17 protein-coding genes are annotated in these 18601 nt (G+C 70.6%); all 17 read left to right on the top strand.

Features of this window, described 5'->3' with window-relative positions:
* Positions 1 to 27 precede the first annotated feature (27 nt).
* The 17 genes from ABGB11_RS16165 to nuoN all read left to right on the top strand — a co-directional run bounded on the left by ABGB11_RS16165 (position 28) and on the right by nuoN (position 18597).
* Positions 28 to 282: a DUF4229 domain-containing protein gene (locus ABGB11_RS16165; RefSeq protein WP_347633434.1), complete on the top strand. Its 255-nt coding sequence runs from the start codon at positions 28 to 30 to the stop codon at positions 280 to 282.
* 92 nt (positions 283 to 374) lie between these two features.
* Entirely contained in the window at positions 375 to 1091 is a 717-nt protein-coding gene (locus tag ABGB11_RS16160) for a demethylmenaquinone methyltransferase (protein WP_347633432.1), read from the top strand.
* Positions 1092 to 1239: 148 nt separating this feature from the next.
* Positions 1240 to 2496: a geranylgeranyl reductase family protein gene (locus ABGB11_RS16155; protein WP_347633430.1), complete on the top strand. Its 1257-nt coding sequence runs from the start codon at positions 1240 to 1242 to the stop codon at positions 2494 to 2496.
* Positions 2497 to 2641: 145 nt separating this feature from the next.
* Entirely contained in the window at positions 2642 to 3001 is a 360-nt protein-coding gene (locus ABGB11_RS16150) for an NADH-quinone oxidoreductase subunit A (RefSeq protein ID WP_132201706.1), read from the top strand.
* 1 nt (position 3002) lies between these two features.
* Positions 3003 to 3548, top strand: a complete 546-nt coding sequence (locus ABGB11_RS16145) for an NADH-quinone oxidoreductase subunit B (RefSeq protein ID WP_021593182.1) — start codon at positions 3003 to 3005, stop codon at positions 3546 to 3548.
* Between the two features lie 95 nt (positions 3549 to 3643).
* Entirely contained in the window at positions 3644 to 4423 is a 780-nt protein-coding gene (locus ABGB11_RS16140) for an NADH-quinone oxidoreductase subunit C (RefSeq protein ID WP_347633427.1), read from the top strand.
* On the top strand, positions 4420 to 5766 hold the full coding sequence (locus ABGB11_RS16135) for an NADH-quinone oxidoreductase subunit D (RefSeq protein WP_347633425.1): 1347 nt from the start codon (positions 4420 to 4422) through the stop codon (positions 5764 to 5766). Before ABGB11_RS16140 ends, ABGB11_RS16135 begins: the two co-directional genes overlap by 4 nt.
* Positions 5763 to 6542, top strand: a complete 780-nt coding sequence (nuoE, locus tag ABGB11_RS16130) for an NADH-quinone oxidoreductase subunit NuoE (protein ID WP_347633423.1) — start codon at positions 5763 to 5765, stop codon at positions 6540 to 6542. The genes ABGB11_RS16135 and nuoE overlap by 4 nt, the downstream gene beginning before the upstream one ends.
* Positions 6539 to 7837, top strand: a complete 1299-nt coding sequence (gene nuoF / locus ABGB11_RS16125) for an NADH-quinone oxidoreductase subunit NuoF (protein ID WP_347633421.1) — start codon at positions 6539 to 6541, stop codon at positions 7835 to 7837. The genes nuoE and nuoF overlap by 4 nt, the downstream gene beginning before the upstream one ends.
* Positions 7834 to 10296: an NADH-quinone oxidoreductase subunit G gene (locus ABGB11_RS16120; RefSeq protein ID WP_347633419.1), complete on the top strand. Its 2463-nt coding sequence runs from the start codon at positions 7834 to 7836 to the stop codon at positions 10294 to 10296. The genes nuoF and ABGB11_RS16120 overlap by 4 nt, the downstream gene beginning before the upstream one ends.
* A complete protein-coding gene (gene nuoH, locus ABGB11_RS16115; RefSeq protein WP_347633417.1) occupies positions 10293 to 11642 on the top strand; it encodes an NADH-quinone oxidoreductase subunit NuoH in 1350 nt (449 codons plus the stop codon). Before ABGB11_RS16120 ends, nuoH begins: the two co-directional genes overlap by 4 nt.
* Positions 11629 to 12294, top strand: coding sequence for an NADH-quinone oxidoreductase subunit NuoI (gene nuoI / locus ABGB11_RS16110; protein ID WP_347633415.1), 666 nt, complete (start codon positions 11629 to 11631; stop codon positions 12292 to 12294). The genes nuoH and nuoI overlap by 14 nt, the downstream gene beginning before the upstream one ends.
* Positions 12291 to 13211, top strand: a complete 921-nt coding sequence (locus ABGB11_RS16105) for an NADH-quinone oxidoreductase subunit J (RefSeq protein ID WP_347633413.1) — start codon at positions 12291 to 12293, stop codon at positions 13209 to 13211. The genes nuoI and ABGB11_RS16105 overlap by 4 nt, the downstream gene beginning before the upstream one ends.
* Positions 13208 to 13507, top strand: coding sequence for an NADH-quinone oxidoreductase subunit NuoK (nuoK, locus tag ABGB11_RS16100; protein ID WP_021593191.1), 300 nt, complete (start codon positions 13208 to 13210; stop codon positions 13505 to 13507). The genes ABGB11_RS16105 and nuoK overlap by 4 nt, the downstream gene beginning before the upstream one ends.
* Before the next feature lie 10 nt (positions 13508 to 13517).
* Positions 13518 to 15434: an NADH-quinone oxidoreductase subunit L gene (gene nuoL, locus ABGB11_RS16095; protein WP_347633410.1), complete on the top strand. Its 1917-nt coding sequence runs from the start codon at positions 13518 to 13520 to the stop codon at positions 15432 to 15434.
* Positions 15431 to 17011: an NADH-quinone oxidoreductase subunit M gene (locus tag ABGB11_RS16090; protein ID WP_347633408.1), complete on the top strand. Its 1581-nt coding sequence runs from the start codon at positions 15431 to 15433 to the stop codon at positions 17009 to 17011. Before nuoL ends, ABGB11_RS16090 begins: the two co-directional genes overlap by 4 nt.
* The gene (gene nuoN / locus ABGB11_RS16085; protein WP_347633406.1) at positions 17008 to 18597 is read left to right on the top strand and encodes an NADH-quinone oxidoreductase subunit NuoN; all 1590 of its coding nucleotides are present in this window, start codon (positions 17008 to 17010) and stop codon (positions 18595 to 18597) included. Before ABGB11_RS16090 ends, nuoN begins: the two co-directional genes overlap by 4 nt.
* Positions 18598 to 18601: the final 4 nt, after the last annotated feature.

The raw sequence follows: 18601 nt of genomic DNA, 5'->3' as shown, positions 1-18601 counted from the left end.
GGATCGCGGGGATACCCTCGAAGGGTCATGCGTTCCGTCCTCTTCTACACCCTCGCGCGGCTCGCGATCTTCGCGGCCACCGCGGGCGTGCTCGCGCTCTTCGGGGCCCGCGGATACCTGCTCCTGCTGCTGGCCCTGCTGATCAGCGGGATCGTCAGCTACGTGCTGCTGTCCGCCCAGCGGGACAGGATGTCGGCCACCGTCACCCGGGGCGTGCGCGCCCAGCGGGAGCGCTTCGAGAAGTCGATCGGCAAGGAGGACGGCGCGCCCCGCGCGGAGTGACACCGCGCGCCTCCGCGTCGAGTGACACCGCGCCGGCCGACACCGCGCGCCCCTCGCGTCCGGCGGTGCGGGCGGCCTCTTAGGGTGGGGGCATGACCCGCGCCTCACTCGACAAGCAGCCCGCCGACGTCGCGGCGATGTTCGACGGCACCGCCGAGCGGTACGACCTGCTGAACACGCTGATGACCGGCGGCCAGGACCGGCGCTGGCGCCGGGAGGTCGTCCGGGCGCTGGCGGCCAGGCCGGGTGAGCGCGTCCTCGACCTCGCGGCGGGGACGGGCACCTCGTCGGTGCCGTTCGCCGAGGCCGGCGCCGACACGGTCGCGTGCGACTTCTCGCTCGGCATGCTGCGCGTCGGGGTGCGCCGGCACGGCCGGGGGCGGCCGGGCGGCGCCCGGGGGCTGAGCTTCGTGGCGGGTGACGCGCTGCGCCTCCCTTTCGCGGACGCCTCCTTCGACGCCGTCACCATCTCTTTCGGCCTGCGCAACGTCGCCGTCACCGGACGCGCGTTGCGCGAGCTCCGCAGGGTCGCCAAGCCGGGCGGGCGGCTGCTGGTCTGCGAGGTGAGCCACCCCCCGAACGCGCTGCTGGCGCTCGGCCACCGGGCGCACCTGCGGTACGGGCTCCCGCTGCTGGCCCGGGTCAGCTCCAACCCCGACTCCTACCGCTACCTCGCCGAGTCGACGCTGGCCTGGCCGGACCAGGCGGCGCTGGCGCGGCTGATCCAGGACGCGGGCTGGGGCGAGGTGCGCTGGCGCGACCTCACGTTCGGGGTCGCCGCGCTGCACCACGCCGTCAACCCCGGCTGAGCCCTCCCCGGGCCGGCGACAGGCCCGGGGGCCCGGACCGCTCCAAACTCGGACCGCCCCAGAAGTACCCACCAGTCGTGATAAAGGAATAGACTCCCCAACGGATCCTTGTGAAGTACTTCACAAGCGAACGAGCGAAGGAACCATCGTGACCGACTCCACCCGACACGCGGATGCCATCGTCGTCGGGGCGGGCCCCGCCGGATCGTCGACCGCCTACTGGCTCGCGCAGGCCGGACTGGACGTCCACCTGCTGGAGAAGGCCACCTTCCCGCGCGACAAGATCTGCGGCGACGGCCTCACCCCGCGGGCCGTGCGCGCCCTCATCGGCATGGGCGTCGACGTCAACGACCCGGGCTGGGGCCGCAACAAGGGCCTGCGCATCTACGGCGGCGGCGTGAAGGTCGAGCTGCCCTGGCCGGAGCTCGCGTCCTTCCCCGACTACGGGCTCGTCCGCAAGCGCACCGACCTCGACCAGCTCCTCGCCGAGCACGCCGCCAAGGCCGGCGCCAAGCTCCTGCAGGGCTGCACCGTCACCGGCCCCATCCTGGACGAGCGCACCGACCGCATCGTCGGCGTCACCGCCGAGTACGGCGGCGAGGAGATCGAGTTCCGCGCGCCGCTCGTCGTCGCGGCCGACGGCAACTCGACGCGGCTGTCGCTCGCCATGGGGCTGCGCCGGCGCGAGGACCGCCCGATGGGCGTCGCGGTCCGGCGCTACTTCCAGACCCCCCGCCACGACGACGACTTCATGGAGGCGTGGCTGGAGCTGTGGGACGGCCAGCGCCTGCTGCCCGGCTACGGCTGGGTGTTCGGCGTCGGCGACGGGACGTCCAACGTCGGGCTCGGCCTGCTCAACACCAGCAAGGCGTTCCAGAGCGTCGACTACCGCGGCATGCTGAAGCGCTGGTGCGCGCAGATGCCGGAGGACTGGCAGTTCGACGAGGACCACGCGACGTCCAAGATCCGCGGCGCGGCGCTGCCGATGGGCTTCAACCGGCAGCCGCACTACACCCGCGGGATGCTGCTCGTCGGCGACGCCGGCGGCATGATCAACCCGTTCAACGGCGAGGGCATCGACTACGCGCTGGAGTCCGGCCGGCTGGCCGCCGACATCATGGTGCAGGCGCTCGCCCGCCGTACCCCGGCGCAGCGCGAGCGGACCCTGTACGAGTACCCGCGCATCCTGAAGGACCAGCACGGCGGCTACTTCACGCTCGCCCGCCTGTTCGTGCAGGCGATCGGCGACCCGCGGATCATGAAGTTCCTCACCGCGCACGGCCTGCCGCACCCGACGCTGATGCGGTTCACGCTCAAGCTGCTGGCGAACCTGACCGACCCGAAGGGCGGGGACGCGATGGACCGGGTCATCAACGCGATGCAGAAGGTGGCGCCGGCGGCATGAAATGCAAGCTTCCGCAGGTGAGCGGACTAAAGTGCAGTACCCGACCCCCTGAGGGGAGCGCTATTGATCACCTTGGCTAGGGTGGCGGGTCGCAGACGGCCCGCCCCGTACAACGTCGTACGTCCCGAGGAGAGGCTGTAGGGATATGGATCTCTATATTCCGATCATCGTGCTTGGGGTGCTCGCCTTCGCCTTCGCGGCCGGTTCGGTGGGAATGGCCGCGCTCACGGGGCCCAAGCGGTGGAACCGGGCCCGGCTGGACGCCTACGAGTGCGGCATCGAGCCGACCCCGCAGCCGGTGGGCGGCGGGCGCTTCCCGGTGAAGTACTACCTGACGGCGATGCTGTTCATCGTCTTCGACATTGAGATCATCTTCCTCTATCCCTGGGCGGTCGCGTTCGACCGGATGGGGCTGTTCGGCCTTGTCGAGATGGTTCTTTTCATCGTCACCGTCCTCGTGGCGTACGCCTACATCTGGCGGCGCGGCGGTCTGGAGTGGGACTGAGATGGGTCTTGAGGAGAAACTCCCCAGCGGCTTCCTGCTGACCACGGTCGAGAAGCTCGCCGGGTGGGGGCGCAGCAGCTCGATGTGGCCGGCGACGTTCGGCCTGGCCTGCTGCGCGATCGAGATGATGGCGACCGGCGACCCCCGGCACGACTTCTCCCGCTGGGGGATGGAGCGTGCCTCGGCGACGCCGCGGCAGGCCGACCTGATGATCGTCGCGGGCCGGGTGAGCCAGAAGATGGCGCCGGTGCTGCGGCAGATCTACGACCAGATGACCGAGCCGAAGTGGGTCATCGCGATGGGCGTGTGCGCGTCGTCGGGCGGCATGTTCAACAACTACGCGATCGTGCAGGGCGTGGACCACATCGTCCCGGTCGACATCTACCTGCCGGGCTGCCCGCCGCGGCCGGAGATGCTGCTGGACGCGATCCTGAAGCTGCACGACAAGATCAACAACACCAAGCTCGGGGCGCAGCGCGCGAAGCAGATCGCCGAGCTCGAAGAGGCCAAGCGCCGCCAGCTGCCTTTGCTGGGACAGGGAGCGTGAACGATGACCGGAACGGAGCGCAGCGGAGTGCAGGTCAGCGTTCACGCGCAGTTGCCGGGGGGTCTGGGGGGTCGGCCCCCCAGGAGGTGGTCGCGATGAGTTCGCAGCATCCTGAGCAGCGGGCCGAGCAGGGCGCCGACCAGCTTCCCGCGCACGCCCCTGAAGACCGTCAGGAACAACCGGTCGTCCGCAAGGGGATGTTCGGCGCGAAGACGACCGGCGACACGTCCGGCTACGGCGGCCTGGTCGTCCGGCAGAGTCCGAAGGTGTCCGCGCAGCGCCCCTACGGCGGGCCCGGCGGCGCGGCCGAGGCCGGCGAGTTCGACGAGATCGCCGACGAGCTCGAACGGGCGCTCGGCTCCTCGGAGTCGTCCGCGGAGAAGGCGGGCCCCGACTTCGGGGACGCGATCGAGCGGGTCGTCGTCGACCGCGGTGAGCTCACGTTCTTCGTGCGGCGCCAGTACCTGGTCGAGGTCGCCCGGACGATGCGCGACGACCCGTCGCTGCGCTTCGAGCTGTGCTCCGGCGTGTCGGGCGTCCACTACCCGAAGGACGAGGGCGCCGAGCTGCACTCCGTCGTGCACCTGCTGTCGATCACGCACAACCGGCGCGTCCGGCTGGAGGTGACCTGCCCCGACGCCGACCCGCACGTCCCGTCGCTGGTGCCGGTGTACCCGACCGCCGACTGGCACGAGCGGGAGACCTACGACTTCTTCGGGATCGTCTACGACGGTCACCCGGCGCTCACGCGGATCGAGATGCCCGACGACTGGGTGGGGCATCCGCAGCGCAAGGACTACCCTCTCGGCGGCATCCCCGTCGAATACCGCGGGGCGGAGATCCCGCCGCCCGACGAAAGGCGGTCGTACGCATGAGCTCCACGAAGTACACCGAGTACGACGCCTACGCCGCGGAAGAGGCGGCCGAGGGCAAGGTCTTCGACGTCAACGGGCAGGACTGGGACCAGGTCGTCGCGGGCGCCGAGGACCTCGGCGACGAGCGGCTCGTCGTCAACATGGGCCCGCAGCACCCGTCCACGCACGGCGTGCTCCGGCTCATCCTGACGCTCGACGGTGAGACGGTGAACGAGGCCCGGGTGGGCATCGGGTACCTGCACACCGGCATCGAGAAGAACATGGAGTTCCGCACCTGGACGCAGGGCACCACGTTCTGCACCCGGATGGACTACCTGGCGCCGATCTTCAACGAGACGGCGTACTGCCTGAGCGTGGAGAAGCTGCTCGGCATCACCGAGCAGGTCCCGGAGCGGGCCCAGATCATCCGCGTGATGATGATGGAGCTGAACCGGATCTCCTCGCACCTGGTCGCGATCGCCACGTTCGGGCTGGAGCTCGGCGCGACGACGGTCATGCTGAACGGCTTCATCGAGCGCGAGTACACCCTCGACCTGTTCGAGGAGATCACCGGGCTGCGGATGAACATGGCCTACGTCCGCCCGGGCGGGGTCGCGCAGGACCTGCCGAGCGGCGCGACCAGCAAGATCCGCGACTACCTGGACCGGATGCCGAAGCGGATCCAGGCGCTGCGCAAGCTGATGGACGCCAACCCGGTCTACCTGGCGCGGACGAAGGACGTCGCGTACCTGGACCTGACCGGGTGCACGGCGCTCGGCGTCACCGGCCCCGTCCTGCGCGCCACCGGGATCCCGTGGGACCTGCGCAAGTCGCAGCCCTACTGCGGCTACGAGACCTACGACTTCGAGATCGCGACGCAGGACACCTGCGACGTGTACGGCCGCTACCTCGTCCGGATGGACGAGATGGAGCAGTCCCTGAAGATCGTCGAGCAGTGCCTGGACCGGCTGCAGTCCGCCAAGGGCCCGGTGATGATCGAGGACAAGAAGATCGGCTGGCCGGCGCAGCTCGCCATCGGCGCGGACGGCATGGGCAACTCGCCCCGGCACATCGCGCACATCATGGGCACCTCGATGGAGGCGCTGATCCACCACTTCAAGCTGGTGACGGAGGGCTTCCGGGTGCCGGCGGGGCAGGCGTACGCGCCGATCGAGTCGCCGCGCGGCGAGCTCGGCGCCCACGTGGTCAGCGACGGCGGTACCCGGCCGTACCGCGTCCACTTCCGCGAGCCGTCCTTCGTCAACCTGCAGGCCACCCCGGCGATGGCGGAGGGCGGCATGGTCGCCGACGTCATCGCCGCGGTCGCCAGCCTCGACCCGGTCATGGGGGGAGTGGACCGATGACGTACGAACCGGAGATTCGGGAGCGGCTGGAGGCGGACGCCAAGGCGATCATCGGCCGCTACCCGCGGCCGAGGTCGGCGCTGCTGCCGCTGCTGCACCTGGTGCAGTCGCAGGAGGGGCACGTCACCGAGGACGGGATCGAGTTCTGCGCGGAGCAGCTCGGCATCACCCCGGCGCAGGTGATGGGCGTCGCCACCTTCTACACGCAGTACAAGCACGCGCCGGTCGGCGAGTACCACGTCGGCGTCTGCATCAACACGCTGTGCGCCATCATGGGCGGCGACCAGATCTGGAACGAGCTGAGCGAGCACACCGGGGTCGGGCACGACGAGGCCACCCCGGACGGCAGGGTCAGCCTGGAGCGGATCGAGTGCAACGCCGCCTGCGACTTCGCGCCGGTGATGATGGTCAACTGGGAGTTCTTCGACAACATGACTCCCGAGAAGGCGAAGCGGCTCGTCGACGACCTGCGCTCGGGCAAGCAGGTGCTTCCGTCGCGCGGCGCCGAGCACCTGGCCACCTGGAAGGAGGCGTCCCGCGTGCTCGCCGGGTTCCCGGACGGGCGCGCCGGCGAGGGCGTCCAGGCCGGGCCGGAGTCGCTGGTCGGCCTGAAGATCGCGCAGGAGCGGGGGTGGACGGCGCCGTCCAGCGACGTCGACCGCGAGCGCCCGGAGGAGCCGGTGAAGCCGGAGCAGATCTCCGCGCCGCCGCACGAGCCGGGCAGGCCCGTCCCCGGCGAGGCGAAGCCCGGGAGCCAGGAGGGGCGGAACAAGTGACCACGCTGACCCCGATCCTCACCAAGAACTGGGATCAGGCCGACTCCTTCACCCGCGAAGGCTACGAGCGCGGCGGCGGCTACAAGGCGCTGCGCAAGGCGCTCGGCATGGAGCCGGACGAGATCGTCCAGGCGGTCAAGGACTCCGGCCTCCGCGGCCGCGGCGGCGCCGGCTTCCCCACCGGGATGAAGTGGGGCTTCCTGCCGCCGACGAGCCCGAACCCGCGCTACCTGGTGGTGAACGCGGACGAGTCCGAGCCGGGCACGTGCAAGGACATCCCGCTGATGATGGCCAATCCGCACGTGCTCGTCGAGGGCATCGTCATCAGCTCGTACGCGATCAGGTCGAACGTCGCGTTCATCTACGTGCGCGGCGAGGTGCTGCACGTCATCCGCCGCCTCCACCAGGCGGTGGCGGAGGCGTACGAGGCCGGCTACCTCGGCAAGGACATCCTCGGGTCCGGCTACGACCTGGACGTCGTCGTCCACAGCGGCGCCGGGGCCTACATCTGCGGCGAGGAGACGGCGCTGCTGGACTCCCTTGAGGGTTTCCGCGGTCAGCCCAGGCTGAAGCCTCCCTTCCCGGCCGTGGCGGGCCTGTACGGCGGACCCACCGTCATCAACAACGTCGAGTCGATCTCGTCGGTTCCCGCGATCATCGGGAACGGGCCGGAATGGTTCGCCGCGATGGGCACCGAGAAGTCCCAGGGGTTCGGGATCTTCTCGCTGTCCGGGCACGTCACCCGGCCCGGCCAGTACGAGGCGCCGCTCGGCATCACGCTGCGGGAGCTGCTCGACATGGCGGGCGGCGTCCGGGAGGGCCACCGGCTGAAGTTCTGGACGCCCGGCGGGTCGTCCACGCCGCTCTTCACCGAGGAGCACCTGGACGTGCCGCTGGACTTCGAGTCCGTCGGCGCCGCCGGGTCCATGCTCGGCACCCGCGCCCTGCAGATCTTCGACGAGACGACCTGCGTCGTCCGGGCCGTGCTGCGCTGGTCGGAGTTCTACGCGCACGAGTCGTGCGGCAAGTGCACGCCGTGCCGCGAGGGCACCTACTGGTACAAGCTCATGCTGAAGCGGCTGGAGGCCGGCCAGGGCACCGAGGAGGACCTGGAGACCCTGCTCGACATCTCCGACAACATCCTCGGCCGCGCGTTCTGCGCCCTCGGCGACGGCGCGACCAGCCCCGTCGTCTCGTCCATCAAGCTGTTCCGGGACGAGTACCTCCAGCACTTCGAGCAGCGCGGCTGCCCCTTCGACCCGGCCAAGTCCACCCTCTGGGGAGGTGCCAAGTGACCGTCACCGACGACGCGTCGGCGGTGGAGAAGGTCGAGATGGTCTCCTGCACCATCGACGGCTTCGAGATCGAGGTGCCGAAGGGCACGCTGATCATCCGGGCCGCCGAGCTGCTCGGCATCCAGATCCCCCGGTTCTGCGAGCACCCGCTGCTCGACCCGATCGGCGCCTGCCGGCAGTGCCTGGTGGAGATCCCCGACGCCGGGAACGGCCGCGGGATGCCGAAGCCGCAGGCGTCCTGCACCACCGCCGTGATGCCGGGCATGGTCGTCAAGACCCAGCTCACCTCGCCGGTGGCCGACAAGGCCCAGCACGGCATCATGGAGTTCCTGCTCATCAACCACCCGCTGGACTGCCCGATCTGCGACAAGGGCGGCGAGTGCCCGCTGCAGAACCAGGCGATGTCCAACGGGCGCGGCGAGACGCGGTTCACCGAGACCAAGCGCACCTGGCCGAAGCCGCTTCCGCTGTCCAGCCAGGTGCTGCTCGACCGGGAACGCTGCATCCAGTGCACGCGTTGCACCCGGTTCTCCGAGCAGATCGCCGGCGACCCGTTCATCGACCTGTTCGCCCGGGGTGCGAAGGAGGAGGTCGGGACCGCCGACGGTAACCCGTTCCACTCCTACTTCTCCGGCAACACCGTGCAGATCTGCCCGGTCGGCGCGCTGACCGGCACCGCGTACCGGTTCCGGTCCCGGCCGTTCGACCTCGTGTCGCAGCCGAGCGTCTGCGAGCACTGCGCGTCCGGCTGCTCGCTGCGCACCGACCACCGGCGCGGGAAGGTCACACGCCGGCTGGCCGGGGACGACCCGCAGGTCAACGAGGAGTGGAACTGCGACAAGGGCCGCTGGGCCTTCACCTACGGGACGCAACCCGACCGCCTCACCCACCCGCTCGTCCGCAACGAGGACGGCGTGCTGGAGACGGCGTCGTGGCCGGAGGCGCTCACGATCGCGGCGCGCGGCCTCGCCGAGGCGCGCGGCTCCGCGGGTGTGCTGGCCGGCGGCCGCGTCACCCTTGAGGACGCCTACGCCTACGCCAAGTTCGCCCGGATCGCGCTCGGCACCAACGACGTCGACTTCCGGGCCCGCCCGCTGTCGGACGAGGAGTCGCGGTTCCTCGCCTCGTCCGTGGCGGGACGCTCCATCGAGGTGTCGTACTCCGACCTGGAGAAGGCGCCGGTCGTCCTCCTCGCCGGCCTGGAGCCGGAGGAGGAGTCGCCGATCGTGTTCCTGCGGCTCCGCAAGGCGTTCCGCAAGAACCGGCTCCCGGTGTACGCCGCCGCGCCGTTCGCGACGCGCGGGCTGGCGAAGCTCGGCGGCACGCTGCTGCCGACCGCGCCCGGCGCGGAGGCCGAAACGCTCGGCTCGCTCATCGGCGACGACGACCGCGCCGACGTCCGGACGCTGCTGGAGACGCCCGGCGCCGTCATCCTGGTCGGCGAGCGGCTCGCCACCAGCCCCGGCGCCCTCACCTCGGCGGTCCGGGTGGCGCAGGTCACCGGCGCCAGGCTGGCATGGGTGCCGCGCCGGGCCGGGGAGCGCGGCGCGATCGAGGCCGGGGCGCTGCCCGGGCTGCTGCCGATCGGCCGTCCGGTCACCGACCCGGAGGCGCGCGCCGAGGTCGCCCGCGCGTGGGGCGTCGCGGAGCTGCCCACCGGGCCCGGCGAGGACACCGCGGGCATCATCGCGGCGGCGGTGGAGGGGCGGCGCGGCGCGCTGCTCGTCGGCGGCGTCGACCCCTACGACCTGCCCGACCCGGAGGCGATGCTGCGGGCGCTGGAGGCCGCCCCGTTCGTGGTGAGCCTGGAGCAGCGGCCGAGCGCGGTCACCGACCGCGCCGACGTCGTCCTGCCGGTCGCGGCGGTCGCGGAGAAGTCCGGGACGTTCGTCGACTGGGAGGGCCGCGGCCGGCCGTTCGACGTCGTGCTGAAGTCGGCCGGGCGGATGTCGGACCTGCGGGTCCTGCAGGCGCTCGCCGACGAGATGGACGTCCACCTCGGCCTGCCCGGGCCGGACGCGGCGCGCCGCGAGCTGACCGCCCTCGGCGCCTACCGCGGCACCCGCTCGGACGCGCCGGACGTGGCGCAGCCGCTGCCTCCGCACCCCGAGCAGGGCGAGGCGCTGCTCGCGACGTGGCGGCTGCTGCTGGACCGGGGCCGCCTCCAGGACGGCGAGCCGTTCCTCGCGGGCACCGCCAAGGACGCGGTCGCCCGGCTGTCGCCCGCGACGGCCGCGGAGATCGGCGCGGTCGCGGCGGTGACGGTGTCGGGGCCGCGCGGCGAGGTCACGCTCCCGCTGGAGATCACCCCCGACCTGCCCGACCGGGTGGTGTGGCTGCCGACGAACTCGGCCGGCTGCGCGCTGTACCGGGACCTGGGCGCGGCCGCGGGCGGCATCGTCAAGATCGCGAGCGGGGCGCTCGCGAGCGCGAACGGGAACGCTGGAGGTGCCGAATGAGCCCGCTCCCCGCCGCCGTCCCGGCCGCGCCGGCGGCCGACCCCGCGCTGGAGGGCTTCGGCACCGACCCGTGGTGGCTGATCGGCGGCAAGGTCCTCGTCATCTTCGCGTTCCTCGTCGTGACCGTGCTGATGACGATGTGGATCGAGCGGCGGATCATCGGCCGGATGCAGCTGCGCGTCGGCCCGAACCGCGCCGGGCCCTTCGGCCTGCTGCAGGGTCTCGCCGACGGCATCAAGCTGGCGCTGAAGGAGGACATCGTCCCCCGCCAGGTGGACAAGGTCGTGTTCATCCTCGCGCCGGTGATGGCGGCCGTCCCGGCGTTCATCTCGTTCATCATCATCCCGTTCGGCCCGCGCGTGTCGATCTTCGGGCACGAGACGGCGCTGCAGGGCACCGACCTCCCGGTCGCGGTGCTGCTCGTCCTCGCGATGTCGTCGATGGCGATCTACGGCATCGTGCTGGCCGGCTGGTCGTCGATGTCGCCGTACTCGCTGCTCGGCGGGCTCCGCTCGTCCGCGCAGATGATCTCCTACGAGATCGCCATGGGCCTGTCGTTCGTCGCGGTGTTCATGTTCGCGGGCTCGATGTCCACCTCGCAGATCGTCGCGGCGCAGCAGGACAAGTGGTTCGTGGTGCTGCTCGCGCCGTCCTTCGTCGTCTACGTGATCACGATGATGGGCGAGTCCAACCGCATCCCGTTCGACCTGCCCGAGGGCGAGGGCGAGCTGGTCGGCGGCTTCCACACCGAGTACTCGTCGCTGAAGTTCGCGATGTTCTTCCTCGCGGAGTACATCAACCTCGCGACGCTGTCGGCGCTCGCCACCACGATGTTCCTCGGCGGCTGGCGCGCTCCCGCGCCGATCTCCACGGTCTGGGCCGGCGCCAACTCCGGCTGGTGGCCGGTGCTGTGGTTCCTGGTCAAGATCTTCCTGTTCATCTTCTTCTTCGTCTGGCTGCGCGGCACGCTGCCGCGCGTCCGCTACGACCAGCTGATGAAGCTCGGCTGGAAGGTGCTGATGCCCTTCTCGCTCGGCTGGATCCTGCTGGTCGCGACCATCCGCGCGCTGCGCAACGACGGCTACGACATGCGGCAGATCGTCATCGTCGCCGCCGTGGCCGCCGCGGTCGTGCTGGTCGCCACGGTGGTCTGGGAGATGTTCCGCGGCGAGGACGACAAGGAGATCGTCCCGGGGGCCGCGGCGGGCACGCGGACCGACCCGGCCGCGGGCGGGTACCCGGTGCCGCCGATGGACGCGCCCCACTACCACGGCCGCGCCCGGGAGCCGCGCGGGCAGGCCACGATCGAAAACCCTCCCGAGGAGGTCACCAGTGGGACTCACTGATTTCCTGAACCCGGTCAAGGGGTTCGGGGTCTCGTTCCACCAGATGTTCATGAAGAGCGAGACCGTTCAGTACCCCGAGGTGAAGAAGCCGACGGCGCCGCGCTTCCACGGCCGCCATCAGCTCAACCGGTGGCCGGACGGCCTGGAGAAGTGCATCGGCTGCGAGCTGTGCGCGTGGGCGTGCCCCGCTGACGCGATCTTCGTCGAGGGCGCCGACAACACCGCGGAGGAGCGGTACTCGCCGGGCGAGCGGTACGGCCGCACCTACCAGATCAACTATCTGCGGTGCATCCTCTGCGGTCTCTGCATCGAGGCGTGCCCGACCCGGGCGCTGACGATGACCAACGAGTACGAGCTCGCCGACGACAGCCGCGAGAGCCTCATCTACACCAAGGAGATGCTGCTGGCGCCGCTGCGCGAGGGCATGGAGGCGCCGCCGCACGAGATGCGGCTCGGCGACACCGAGGAGGACTACTACCGTCTCGGCCTCCAGTCGGAAGACGCGCCGAACGTGCCTTCCGAGGGGGGACGACCCCCCACGCCCCCCGGAGCGCCTTCGGCTCCGAACGTGCCTTCCGAGGGCGGCGGACGCGCCGGCGTCGACCAAGCCGTCAAGCGGGAGAAGGCGCGCAAGGGCGGTGATCGGAAATGACGCCCTCCCTGGCCGGCGCGCAGGTCCTCGCGGCCGACGTCGCCGACAAGCAGTCGGGCGAGCCGTTCTTCTTCTGGCTGCTCGCCGTCGTGTCGGTGCTCGCCGCGCTCGGCATGATCTTCATGCGGAAGGCGGTGCACTCGGCGCTGCTGCTGGCGACCGTGATGCTCTGCCTCGCCGCGCTGTACGCGATCCAGAACGCGCCGTTCCTGGCGTTCGTCCAGGTGATCGTCTACACCGGCGCGGTGCTGATGCTGTTCCTGTTCGTGCTGATGCTCGTCGGGGTCAGCTCCACCGACTCGCTGGTGGAGACGATCCGGGGCCAGCGCTTCTGGGCGGTGATCGCCGCGGTCGGCTTCATCGTCCTGCTGACGGTCGGGCTCGGCAACGCCGCGCTCGGCGACTCGGCCGGGCTGAACCAGGCCAACGCCGAGGGCAACGTGATCGGCCTGGCCCGGCTGCTGTTCTCCAAGTACGTGTTCGCGTTCGAGGCGACCAGCGCCCTGCTGATCACCGCGGCGCTGGGCGCGATGGTGCTGGCGCACCGGGAGCGCACCGAGCCGAAGGCGACGCAGCGGGACCTGTCCAAGGCGCGGTTCCTGTCCGGCGACCACCCGGGCCCGCTGCCCGGCCCCGGCACCTATGCCCGGCACAACGCCGTCGACATGCCGGCGCTGCTGCCGGACGGGACGCCGTCGGAGCTGTCGGTCAACCCGGTCATCGCCGCCCGCACCGACACCGCGGAGCGGCACGCCGACCTGTTCGGCGGCACCGAGGAGGAGGCCCTCGAACGGGACGTGGCCGCGGTGAAGGCGGCCACCGAAGAGGCCGAGGACGCGGACGCCGAGTCACGCGCGGTCAAGTCGGGGTCGCCGGCCGCGGGCGGCGGCGCGAGTGAAGGCGAGGCTGGTCAATGAGTCCGGGGCACTACCTGGCGCTCTCGGCGATCCTGTTCACCATCGGAGCGCTCGGCGTCCTCGTGCGGCGCAACGCGATCGTGGTGTTCATGTGCGTCGAGCTCATGCTGAACGCGACGAACCTCGCGTTCGTCTCGTTCTCCCGCATGCACGGCAACCTGGACGGCCAGATCATCGCGTTCTTCGTGATGGTGGTGGCCGCGGCGGAGGTCGTGGTGGGCCTGGCGATCATCATGACCATCTTCCGGACCCGCAGGTCCTCGTCGGTCGACGACGCGAACCTGCTGAAGTACTGAGAGGCCTGGGATGAAAGCGGAAGGCGTCCAGGCCGCGTCCTGGCTCCTCATCGCGCTCCCGCTCGCGGGCGCCGCGATCCTCCTGCTGGGAGGCAGGCGCACCGACAAGTGGGGCCACCTGCTCGGCGCCGCGATGTCGGTCGCGTCGTTCGCGGTCGGCGTCGCGATGTTCGCGCAGATGATCGGGTACGACGCCGAGGCGCGGCGCCGCACCCTGCACCTGTGGGACTTCATCGACGTCGGCACGTTCAAGATCGGCATGGACCTGCTGGTGGACCCGCTGTCCATCAGCTTCGTCCTGCTGATCACCGGGGTGGGCTCGCTCATCCACATCTACTCGATCGGCTACATGGCCGACGACCCCGACCGGCGGCGGTTCTTCGCCTACCTGAACCTGTTCGTCGCGGCGATGCTGCTGCTGGTGCTCGGGAACAACTTCCTGATCCTGTTCCTCGGCTGGGAGGGCGTCGGCCTCGCCTCGTACCTCCTCATCGGGTTCTGGCAGCACAAGCCGACCGCGGCGACCGCGGCGAAGAAGGCGTTCGTCGTCAACCGCGTCGGCGACATGGGGCTGATCATCGCGATTGCGCTGATCTTCGCCACGTTCGGCACCATCGACTTCGGGCCGGTCCTCGGCACCGGGGCCGAGCACCTGGGCCTCGCGTCCCAGCTCGGCACCGGCACCGCCACCGCGATCGGGCTCCTGCTCCTGCTCGGTGCCTGCGGCAAGTCGGCGCAGCTCCCGCTCCAGTCCTGGCTGCTGGACGCGATGGAGGGCCCCACCCCGGTGTCGGCCCTCATCCACGCGGCGACGATGGTGACCGCGGGCGTCTACCTCATCGTCCGGTCCGGGCCGATCTTCGAGATGTCCGACACCGCGCAGCTCGTGGTGACGATCGTCGGTGCGGCCACGCTGCTCGCCGGTGCGATCATCGGGTGCGGCAAGGACGACATCAAGAAGGCCCTCGCCGGGTCGACGATGTCGCAGATCGGCTACATGCACCTCGCCGCGGGCCTCGGCAAGCCCGGCTACGTCTTCGCCATCGCGCACCTCATCGCGCACGGCTTCTTCAAGGCGGGCCTGTTCCTCGGCGCCGGCTCGGTCATGCACGGCATGAAGGACGACGTGAACATGCGCCACTACGGCGCGCTCCGCTCGGTGATGGCGATCACCTACGCGACGTTCGGGCTCGGGTACCTCGCCATCATCGGGTTCCCCGGCCTGTCCGGCTGGTTCACCAAGGACGGCATCATCGAGGCCGCGTACGACAAGGGCGGCACGTCCGGGATGATCCTCGGCTCGTGCGCGCTCATCGGCGCCGGCATCACCGCGTACTACATGTCGCGCGTCATGTTCATGACGTTCTTCGGTGAGAAGCGCTGGGAGGACGACGTCCACCCGCACGAGTCGCCGGCCGTCATGACGTGGCCGCTGATCCTGCTCGCCGTCGGGTCCGTCTTCGCGGGCGGCTACCTCGTCCTCGGCCCGTTCGCCCACTTCCTCGAACCGGTCGTGGGCGCGCCCGAGCACGAGCACGAGTTCCAGCCCTTCACCGCCGCCAGCGCCGCCACCTTCGTGCTGATGATCGTCGGCGCGGGGATCGCCTGGGTCCAGTACGGGAGCCGGAAGGTGCCGCGCGAGGCGCCCAAGGGCTCCTTCGTCACCGTCGCGGCCCGCAAGGACCTCTACGGCGACGCGCTCAACGAGTCGCTGCTGATGCGCCCCGGCCAGTGGCTGACCCGGCTCGCGGTCTGGTTCGACGGACGCGGCGTCGACGGCGCCGTGAACGGCACGGCCGCCGGGGTCGGCGGCAGCTCCGGCCGGCTCCGGCGCGTCCAGACCGGCTTCGCCCGCTCCTATGCCCTGTCGATGCTCGGCGGCGCCGCCCTCGTGGTGGCGGCGCTCCTGGTGGTGAACGTGTCATGAGCGACTTTCCCTGGCTGAGCGTCCTCATCGCGCTGCCGCTCGCCGGCGCCGTGCTGCTCAGCGTCATCCCGCGCGAGCGGGAGGCGCTGGTCAAGCAGTTCGCGCTCGGCGTCTCCCTCGTCGTCGCCGCCCTCGCCGGCGTCATGGCGGCGGGCTTCGACGCGGGCGGCGACCGCTTCCAGTTCACCGAGAAGTACTGGTGGATCAAGGAGTTCGGGGTCCACTGGGCCCTCGGCGTCGACGGCGTCGCGCTGGTGATGATCCTGCTGTCGGTGATCCTCGTCCCGCTGGTCATGCTGGCGTCCTGGAGCGAGGCCGACCGGTCCGGCGGGGTGGACGTCCCCGCGAAGCGGTCGCTGAAGACCTACTTCGCGCTGCTGCTGTCGCTGGAAGCGGCCATGATCGGCGTCTTCGCGGCGACCGACGTGTTCCTCTTCTACGTCTTCTTCGAGGCGATGCTCATCCCGGTGTACTTCATCATCGGGTACTACGGCGGCGCCCAGCGCTCCTACGCGGCGGTCAAGTTCCTGCTGTACTCGCTGTTCGGCGGCCTGCTGATGCTCGTCGCCGTCATCTGGCTGTACCCGCTGTCGGCGAAGTCCGTCGACCAGGGCGGCCTCGGGCACGGCACGTTCATGTTCGACGAGCTGTCGACGATGAACATCGACCCGACGACGGCCAAGTGGCTGTTCCTCGGCTTCTTCGTCGCGTTCGCGATCAAGGCGCCGATGGTGCCGGTGCACACCTGGCTGCCGGACGCGGCGCAGCAGTCCCCGACCGGCGCGCTGGTGCTGATCGTCGGCGTGCTGGACAAGGTCGGCACGTACGGCATGCTCCGGTTCTGCCTGGAGCTGTTCCCCGGCGCCGCGAAGTGGGCCACCCCGGTCGTCCTCGCGTTCGCGGTGCTGAGCATCATCTACGGCGCGATCCTCGCGATCGGCCAGGTCGACATGAAGCGCCTCATCGCCTACACGTCGGTGTCGCACTTCGGGTTCATCGTCCTCGGCATCTTCGCGATGACGTCGCAGGGGCAGTCCGGCGCCGCGCTCTACATGGTGAACCACGGGTTCTCCACCGGCGCGCTGTTCCTCATCGTCGGCTTCCTCATCGTCCGGCGGAAGTCGGCGCGGATCGCCGACTACGGCGGCGTGCAGAAGGCGGCGCCCGTCCTCGCCGGGACGTTCCTGATCGCCGGCCTGTCCGGGCTGTCGCTGCCGGGCCTGTCCACCTTCGTGTCGGAGTTCCTCGTCATCGTCGGCACGTTCAGCACCCACCGGTGGGCGGCGGTCCTCGCGGTCAGCGGCGTCGTGCTCGCCGCCATCTACATCCTGTGGATGTACCAGCGGACCATGGGCGGCCCGAAGGCGCCCGCGGTCGAGGGCATGAAGGACCTGTCCGCCCGGGAGAAGTGGGCGATCGCCCCGATCATCGCGATCATCGTCGCGATGGGCCTCTTCCCGCAGCCGGTGCTGCACGTGATCAACCCGTCGGTGGACCACACGCTGGCCCGCGTCGACAAGCATGATCCGGCGCCGGACATCACCGGTAACGTCGCCGAGAACGGAGCCCGTCCATGAGCACCACCAGTCAGGTGAGCGGCGTCCTCGCCCAGGGGGGTGACATCCCCGCGCCGCACATCGAGTACGGGCAGATCGGCCCGCTGCTCGTGGTCCTCGGCGCCGCCGTCCTGGGCGTGCTCGTCGAGGCGTTCATCGGCCGGAGGGGGCGGTACTGGACGCAGGTGCCGGTCGCGTTCCTCGGCCTCGCCGGCGGCCTCGTCTGGACCATCGTGCTGGCGTGGCGCGACGACCCGCACCACGTCGCCGCCGAGGGCGCGCTCGGCGTGGACGGCCCCACCCTGTTCATCCAGGGCACCATCCTCGTGCTGGCGCTCGTCAGCACGCTGCTGATCGCCGAGCGGGGCGACGGCCGCGCCGCCGGCGGGCACTTCGCCGCGCAGGCGTCCGCCCTGCCCGGCACCGAGGCCGAGCAGCGCACCACCGCGGCCGGGTTCACCCAGACCGAGGTGTTCCCGCTGATGATGTTCGCGGTCGGCGGCATGATGATGTTCCCGGCCTCCAACGACCTGCTCACGATGTTCGTGGCGCTGGAGGTCATGTCCCTGCCGCTGTACCTGCTGTGCGGGCTCGCCCGCCGGCGGCGCCTCCTCTCCCAGGAGGCGGCGGTCAAGTACTTCCTGCTCGGCGCGTTCTCCTCGGCGTTCTTCCTCTACGGCGCCGCGCTGCTGTACGGGTACGCCGGGTCGGTGCGGCTGTCGGACATCTCCGCGCAGATCGGCAAGGACGCCGGCAGCGAGACCCTGCTCCTCGCGGGCGTCGCGCTGCTGTCGGTCGGGCTGCTGTTCAAGCTCGGCGGCGTCCCCTTCCACATGTGGAAGCCGGACGTCTACCAGGGCGCCCCCACCCCGATCACGGCGCTGATGGCGTCCTGCACCGTCGTCGCCGCGTTCGGCGGGATCCTGCGCGTCTACTACGTCGCGTTCGAGACGCTGCGCTGGGACTGGCGGCCCGTCATGTGGGGTGTGGCCATTCTCACCATGGTCGCCGGGTCGATCATCGCGATCACGCAGACCGACATCAAGCGGATGCTGGCCTACTCCTCCGTCGCGCACGCGGGCTTCCTGCTCATGGGCGTGATCGCCAGCTCCCCGGACGGGCTGTCCAGCACCATGTTCTACCTGGTCGCCTACGGCTTCACCTCGGTCGGCGCGTTCGCCGTCGTCACGATGGTGCGGGACGCGGGCGGCGAGGCCGGGCACCTGTCCCGCTGGGCGGGCCTCGGCAAGCGCTCCCCGGTCGTCGCGGGCGTGTTCGCGTTCTTCCTCCTGGCGTTCGCCGGCATCCCGCTCACCAGCGGGTTCACCGGCAAGTTCGCGGTGTTCAAGGCGGCCGTGGAGGAGGGCGCGACACCCCTGGTCATCGTCGCGGTCGTCTCCTCCGCCGTCGCCGCGTTCTTCTACGTCCGTGTGATCGTCGTCATGTTCTTCAGCGAGCCGGACGCCGAAGGCCCGGTCGTGGTGGCCGGGCCGGCGACCGCGGTCGCGGTCGCCCTCGGAGTGACGGCTACTGTGGTACTCGGCGTGATCCCGCAGCCCGTCCTGGACCTCGCGGGGACCGCCACGACCCACATGTTCGTCCGGTAGGGAG

It is taken from the genome of Actinomadura sp. B10D3 (assembly GCF_039871695.1).
In the GTDB taxonomy this organism is placed as follows: domain Bacteria; phylum Actinomycetota; class Actinomycetes; order Streptosporangiales; family Streptosporangiaceae; genus Spirillospora; species Spirillospora madurae.
This window is presented reverse-complemented; position numbering and strand designations above follow the sequence as displayed.